Origin of the sequence: Salinicola sp. MH3R3-1 (assembly GCF_001937155.1) — a bacterium.
Taxonomy (GTDB): Bacteria; Pseudomonadota; Gammaproteobacteria; order Pseudomonadales; family Halomonadaceae; genus Salinicola; species Salinicola halophyticus.
On the sequence record NZ_MSDP01000008.1, the window covers coordinates 129,517 to 136,409 of the forward strand.

Annotated in this window: 5 protein-coding genes and 1 rRNA gene; 5 read left to right on the forward strand and 1 reads right to left on the reverse strand. The window is 60.4% G+C overall.

The window, feature by feature from the left end:
* Positions 1 to 24: 24 nt before the first annotated feature.
* Positions 25 to 1,440: an aminodeoxychorismate synthase component I gene (pabB, locus tag BTW08_RS06645; protein ID WP_075561751.1), complete on the reverse strand. Its 1,416-nt coding sequence runs from the start codon at positions 1,438 to 1,440 to the stop codon at positions 25 to 27.
* A gap of 335 nt (positions 1,441 to 1,775) precedes the next feature.
* Here pabB and BTW08_RS06650 point away from each other — a divergent pair, with 335 nt between their 5' ends.
* The 5 genes from BTW08_RS06650 to BTW08_RS06670 form a co-directional block, all read left to right on the forward strand.
* Positions 1,776 to 2,516: a GntR family transcriptional regulator gene (locus BTW08_RS06650; RefSeq protein WP_075561737.1), complete on the forward strand. Its 741-nt coding sequence runs from the start codon at positions 1,776 to 1,778 to the stop codon at positions 2,514 to 2,516.
* Complete coding sequence (gene prpB, locus BTW08_RS06655; RefSeq protein WP_075561738.1) at positions 2,513 to 3,412, forward strand: methylisocitrate lyase; 900 nt, start codon at positions 2,513 to 2,515, stop codon at positions 3,410 to 3,412. The genes BTW08_RS06650 and prpB overlap by 4 nt, the downstream gene beginning before the upstream one ends.
* 37 nt (positions 3,413 to 3,449) lie before the next feature.
* Complete coding sequence (gene prpC / locus BTW08_RS06660; RefSeq protein ID WP_075561739.1) at positions 3,450 to 4,571, forward strand: 2-methylcitrate synthase; 1,122 nt, start codon at positions 3,450 to 3,452, stop codon at positions 4,569 to 4,571.
* Positions 4,572 to 4,706: 135 nt separating this feature from the next.
* Complete coding sequence (gene prpD / locus BTW08_RS06665; RefSeq protein ID WP_075561740.1) at positions 4,707 to 6,203, forward strand: 2-methylcitrate dehydratase; 1,497 nt, start codon at positions 4,707 to 4,709, stop codon at positions 6,201 to 6,203.
* Positions 6,204 to 6,785: 582 nt separating this feature from the next.
* Positions 6,786 to 6,893, forward strand: a 16S ribosomal RNA gene (locus BTW08_RS06670); the annotation flags it as partial.

Sequence of the window (6,893 nt, forward strand, 5' to 3'; positions counted from 1 at the left end):
CACGCAGCGTAAACCAATGAGATGTTACTGGGAATCGTTCTCGTAGCCGTCGGATGCTTCGAGCGCCTGCATCAGGCGCTCGATCTTGGCGAGTGTTTCCCGATACTCGGACGCTTCTTCTGAATCGGCGACCAGACCGCCGCCGCCCCAGATGTGCAGGGTGTCATCGTCGGCGACGACGGTGCGTATGGCGATCGAGGTGTCCATCCGGCCGCGTCGATCCAGATAGCCCAGGCTGCCGCAATAGACGCTACGTCGGCTGGGTTCCAGCTCATCGATGATCTGCATGGCCCGGTGCTTGGGCGCGCCGGTGATCGAGCCGCCGGGAAATGCCGCGGCCAGCAGGTCGAGGGGGCTCGCGTCTACCGCCAGTTCGCCACGCACGATGCTGACCAGATGATGGACATTGGCGTAGCTCTCCAGTCCGCAGAGCTGTGGCACCGTGACACTGCCCGAACGGCAGACACGGCCCAGGTCGTTGCGCAGCAGATCGACGATCATGATGTTCTCGGCGCGGTCCTTGGCACTCTGCTCGAGCTCGGTGGCCAGCCGTCGGTCTTCATCGGTGGTCGAGCCGCGGGGGCGGGTGCCCTTGATCGGCCGGGTCTCGACCTGCGAGTCGACCACGCGAATGAAACGCTCGGGCGACAGCGACAGAATGGCCTTTTCATCCCACGCGAGATAGCCGCCGAAGGGGGTCGGGGTGGCACGGCGCAGGCGCCGATACGCCTGCCAGGTACTTCCTTGAAACCTTGCGGTAAAACGCTGTGCCAGGTTGATCTGGTAACAGTCGCCGGCTTGGAGATAATCCATGACCTTCTGGAAACGCCGGGCATAGCCGTCGCGGTCGATATCCGCGGTGAAGGGCCGTGTCAGCTGGAAATCGATCTCTCGCCGGGGCGGATCGGCCTGCAGCCACGTCAGAACCTGGCTACGCCGCTGTGCGGTGGCGATGAGAAAGGCGCGCTGGCATTGATGATCCTGGATCAGCGCCCAGTCGTAGAGCCCTAGCCTGGCATCGGGTAGCGCTGGCCCCGGCTGCCGATCTGCCGGTTGACGAGGATCGTGGGTCGCCGACTGCGGATAGCCCCAGTAACCAAGCAGCCCGCCGAGGAAAGGAAGTTCCGTTGCCCGTTCCGCCAATGCTGCCGATAACGACGGGAGTAGCGCAGCCTGGGCATGATCGAGCAGCGCCTGCTGAGCGGCGAAGGGTTCGGACGGCAATGGCAGGACGGGGTCGCAGACCGGGGAGCCATCGGCGATGGTCAACGTGACCAGGGGGTCGCTGGTGAGAATGTCGAAGCGTCCACCCGGGGCGTCCGGTCGGCCGCTATCCAGCAACACGGCACCGGGTCGATGACGCAGGCGCTCGAATGACGCTGCCGGATCGGGAGCATAGGGGACGTCGGTTATCTCGAGCCACGCTCTCGCGTCAGCCATGAATGCTTTCCCTGACCAGTGAAGCGGCAACGCGGCGGCGGCGATCGTCATCATTGGATCTCGTCGCTCGACGACGGGGCGAGTTTATCGAGAGTCATGGAAATGAGCGAGGCCTTTGAAGCGCCGACAGGATGGCTGCGGCCTGATCAAAGTGGCAGCTCGGCGTCTGTCTGATAGGCAGAAAAAGCATTGTTAACGACAATGTTGTCGACAATGTCGAGCGACGGCATTTTCAACTCTCGACTAAAGTGCGATGTCCGCGACGTTTTTCCCATTGCCCGAGAAAAACGTGGCGCCTATGATGAGGACTTCGCTCTCCAATTGTTAACAACTTCATGCCTCAGTCAATTCTAGACACGCAGCACGCCGATACTGAACTCCCCGTGGTTCGCACGTTGGCCGAGCGGGTATTCCATCAGCTTCAACGCGCCATCGTTCGCGGCGAATTGCCTCCAGGCACTCGTATCACCGAGCCGGAACTTTCCGCCCATTACGGTATCTCTCGAGGCCCGTTGCGGGAAGCCATGCGACGCCTGGAGACCTATCGGCTAATCGAGCGTGTTCCTCACGTCGGCGCTCGGGTGGTCAAGCTGTCGATGGATGAACTGCTGGAGCTGTTCGATGTTCGCGAGGCGCTCGAAAGCATGGCCGCGCGTCTCGCTGCCCAATCGATGACCGCTGAGGAGATTGCCGGGCTACGTGACGTTCTCGCTTTTCACGAGCGCCAGGAAGATCTGGCCAGCGGTGAAGCGTATTACCAGCGGGAGGGCGATCTCGATTTCCACTACCGCATCGTGCAGGGCAGCCACAATCGCATGCTGATGACGCTGCTGTGCGATGACCTCTATTACCTGGTACGGCTCTACCGCACCCAGTTCAGTGCCAACGGTTCTCGACCGCAGCGAGCGTTCGTCGAGCACCATCGGATCGTCGATGCGATCGAGGCCGGCGATGCCGAACTGGCGGAGCTGCTGATGCGTCGTCACGTCAGCGCTTCCCGCGAGAACGTCGCCGCCCACTATGCGCGCACGCTGGGCGATCAACCCGCTTCCGACACCACGAGGATCGAACCATGACGCAGTCCAGCCCCGGTGCGCGTTTTCGCGCCGCACTCGCCAATCACCGCCCGTTGCCCATCGTCGGTGCCATCAACGCCTACAGCGCGATGATGGCCCAGTCGGTGGGGCATCAGGCTATCTACCTTTCCGGCGGCGGTGTGGCCAATGCGTCCTATGGCCTGCCGGATCTGGGCATGACCACGCTCAACGATGTGACGGAAGATGCGCGCCGGATTACCGCGGCCTGCGATTTGCCGTTGCTGGTGGATATCGACACCGGCTGGGGTGGCGCCTTCAATATTGCGCGCACGGTCAAGGAGATGGAGCGGGCGGGGGTCGCGGCAGTCCATCTCGAGGACCAGGTGGCGCAGAAGCGCTGCGGTCATCGTCCCAACAAGGAGATCGTGTCCCAGGCTGAGATGGTCGATCGCATCAAGGCGGCATCCGACGCTCGCCGCGACCCGGAGTTCTATCTGATCGCGCGCACCGATGCGTTCCAGAAGGAAGGACTTGCGGTCGCCGTCGAACGCGCCAACGCCTGTGTCGAGGCCGGTGCGGATGCCATCTTCGCTGAAGCAGTACATACCCTGGATGATTACCGGGCGTTCTGTGAGGGCGTCGATGCGCCGATCCTTGCCAATATCACCGAATTCGGGGCGACACCGTTGTTCACTCAGCAGGAGCTGGCGGAAGTCGGTTGCCGCATGGTGCTGTATCCGCTCTCCGCGTTTCGGGCAATGAATGCGGCGGCGCTCAAGGTCTATCAGGACATCCACGCCAAGGGGCACCAACGGGATGTGGTGGATTTGATGCAGACGCGAGACGAGCTTTACGAATTTCTCGACTACCACGCCTTTGAACGCAAGCTGGATACGCTTTTCGAGAGTGAGTCCTTGGAAAAAGGGCGAGGCTGAGTCGTTGCCAGCAACGAGATTATCGGAGGAGACGATCATGGCGGAAATGACCCAAGGCACCGGATTGCGGGGGCAGAGCGCGGGCACCACGGAGCTGTGCACGGTGGGCAAGAGCGGCTCGGGCCTCACCTACCGCGGTTACGATATCCAGGCGCTGGCGGAAAACGCACGCTTCGAGGAGGTCGCCTATCTGCTGCTGAAGGGAGCGTTGCCCAATCAACAGCAGCTGGACGACTATATCGCGCAGCTTCAGCGTTCGCGCTCGCTACCGGAGCCGCTGAAAAAAGTGCTGGAGCAGATCCCCTCCGATGCCCATCCCATGGACGTGCTGCGCACCGGAACTTCCACGCTGGGCAACCTGGAAACCGAGCAGCGCATGGAGGATCAACAGCGCCACGCCGATCGGCTGTTGGCGGTCATGCCGTCCATCCTCAACTACTGGTATCGGCATTCCCGCTACGGCGAGCGCATCGAGACCGAAACGGATGATGTCTCCATCGGCGGGCACTTTCTCCACCTCCTCCATGGCAAGCCCGCCTCCGACCTTCACGCGCGGGTGATGAATGTCTCGCTGATCCTGTATGCGGAGCATGAGTTCAACGCCTCCACTTTTACCGCCCGTGTCTGCGCGTCGACGCTGTCGGACCTGCACAGCTGCGTGACCGGGGCGATCGGTTCGTTACGCGGGCCGCTGCACGGCGGCGCCAACGAAGCCGCGATGGAAATGATCAGTCACTGGTCGAATCCCGACGAGGCGGAGCGTCGACTGCTCGAAATGCTCGAGCGCAAGGACAAGATCATGGGCTTCGGCCATGCGATCTACCGGGAGTCGGATCCGCGCAGTGCAATCATTCAGCACTGGGCCAAGCAGCTGGCAGACGATGTGGGTGACACCCACCTCTATGCCGTCTCCGAACGTGTCGATGAGGTGATGGCGCGCGAAAAGGGGCTGTTCCCCAACGCCGACTTCTATCACGCCAGCGCCTATCACTTCATGGGTATACCGACGAAACTGTTCACCCCGATCTTCGTCTGCTCTCGGCTGACCGGGTGGTGCGCTCACGTCTTCGAGCAGCGTGCCAATAACCGCATCATTCGTCCGAGTGCGGATTATGTCGGGCCGGAAAAGCGCGACTGGGTACCGATCGAACAGCGGTAGCCATGACGATGACAGTTCGCCAATCGACGACAGTTCCCCAATCGACAACAATTCATCAATCGATAGTCCCACGTCTTTCCGTCGCTGATGGGAGCGGCGAGGGAGCCTTACCGTCACAGCCAAGGACGCCATTTCATGAGTGCCAACGTCGATCTCAATCAGCGCCCCGATTACGACCCGGAACTTCAGGCCATCGCGGATTACGTGCTCGGCTTTTCCTTCAAGAATCGAATCGAGAGTCAGGAGGCGCTGGAAACGGCGCGCCATTGCCTGATGGATACGCTGGGTTGCGGTTTGCTCGCGCTGCGCTTTCCGGAATGTACCAAGCATCTGGGGCCGCTGGTGGAAGGCACGACGGTTCCCCACGGTGCTCGAGTACCCGGTACTCAGTTGCGCCTGGACCCGGTGAAGGCAGCCTGGGATATCGGCTGCATCGTTCGTTGGCTGGACTACAACGACACTTGGCTGGCAGCGGAGTGGGGACACCCCTCGGATAATCTCGGCGGCATTCTGGCCATCGCCGATCATCTCTCGCAACGACGCGTGGTCAAGGGCGGGGAACCGCTGTTCATGCGCGACGTGCTCGAAGCCATGATCATGGCCCACGAGATTCAAGGCGTGCTGGCACTGGAGAATTCGTTCAACCGGGTAGGCCTTGATCACGTCATGCTGGTCAAGGTGGCATCGACGGCGGTAGTCGCGAAGTTGATGGGCGCCGATCGCGATCAGATGCTCTCGGCACTGTCGCATGCCTTCGTCGACGGCCAGAGTCTACGTACCTATCGCCATGCACCCAATGCGGGGTCACGCAAGAGCTGGGCGGCAGGAGACGCAACTTCGCGGGCGGTGAGGCTGGCCGACATTGCCATGCGCGGCGAGATGGGAATTCCCGGCGTGCTCTCCGCGCCCCAGTGGGGCTTCTATGATGTGTCGTTCAGTAAGACCAACAAGGATCAGGCGATCAAGCCTGAAGCGGATCGCCGGTTTCGGATTTCTCAATCCTACGGCACCTATGTGATGGAGAACGTGCTGTTCAAGATCAGCTTTCCGGCGGAATTCCATGCTCAGACTGCAGCGGAAGCCGCGGTCACGCTACACCCCCAGGTGCGCGATCGTCTGGAAGAGATCGATCGCATCGTGGTGACGACCCATGAATCGGCCATTCGCATCATTTCCAAGGTGGGTGCGCTCGCTAACCCGGCTGACCGGGATCACTGTCTGCAATACATGATCGCCGTGCCGTTGGCATTCGGTAGCCTGACCGCCGAGCATTACGAAGACGATTTCCACCTGACGCATCCGGTCATCGATCTCCTGCGTGACAAGATGGAGATCGTCGAAGACGAGCGATACAGCCGGGAATATCATCAGGCGGACAAGCGCTCCATCGCCAATGCTGTTCAGATCTTCTTCAAGGACGGGACCCAGACCGAGCAAGTGGCCGTAGAGTACCCACTGGGCCATCGGCGCCGCCGGGAGGAGGGCGTGCCGCAGCTCAAGGAAAAGTTTCGGTCCAACCTGGCAACGCGCTTTCCTGCGCAGCGCTGTGAGCAGATCTTTGCTCTGTATGAAGACACGGCCCAGCTCGAATCGATGCCGGTCGATGCTTTCATGGAGCTCTGGGCTATATAGCCTGAGACGAATCCCGCCCGAGAGGGCGGTTCCCGAGACGGTGGTATAGTGGCGATCTACTCTAGACTTTAGTTTTTGTTCTTTCGGGGGTTGCCAACCGCAGAGTAGAAACGTAAAGTACGCATCCGCTGCCGCCGAGAGAGGTTTTCGGAGACAGTGAGAAGAATTCCAAGCGTTTGATTTGATTGAAGAAATCGGTTGACGCAAAGCGGTGAAGCCGGTAAGATTGCTTCCCAGTTCTTCAAGGATCGGCACCGACAAGCAGCAACGGCGCCAGGCAGGATTCGACAAGAAAGACGTTGACATCCTCACCCAGATCCTTAAAATACGCCACTCCTTACGGCGGCCCAGAAAACAAGCGCTGACAAGCACTTGGGTTCGACGGCAGAAGCGAAGCGCTTCAAGTAGGGACGCTCTTTAATAATCGATCAGGTAATTGATGTGGGCGCTTGTTCTCGCGTGACAGCCAGTCACGACATATCGAGGCAAGCGACTCGTCAAGATTCGTTTGGCCTTGAACCAAGTTTGGTCCGCTTTTCTTCTTGTTCTTCGGGACGAAAGAAGTAAGGACTATCAGACTTTAAACTGAAGAGTTTGATCATGGCTCAGATTGAACGCTGGCGGCAGGCCTAACACATGCAAGTCGAGCGGCAGCGCGGGGAGCTTGCTCCCTGGTGGCGAGCGGCGGAC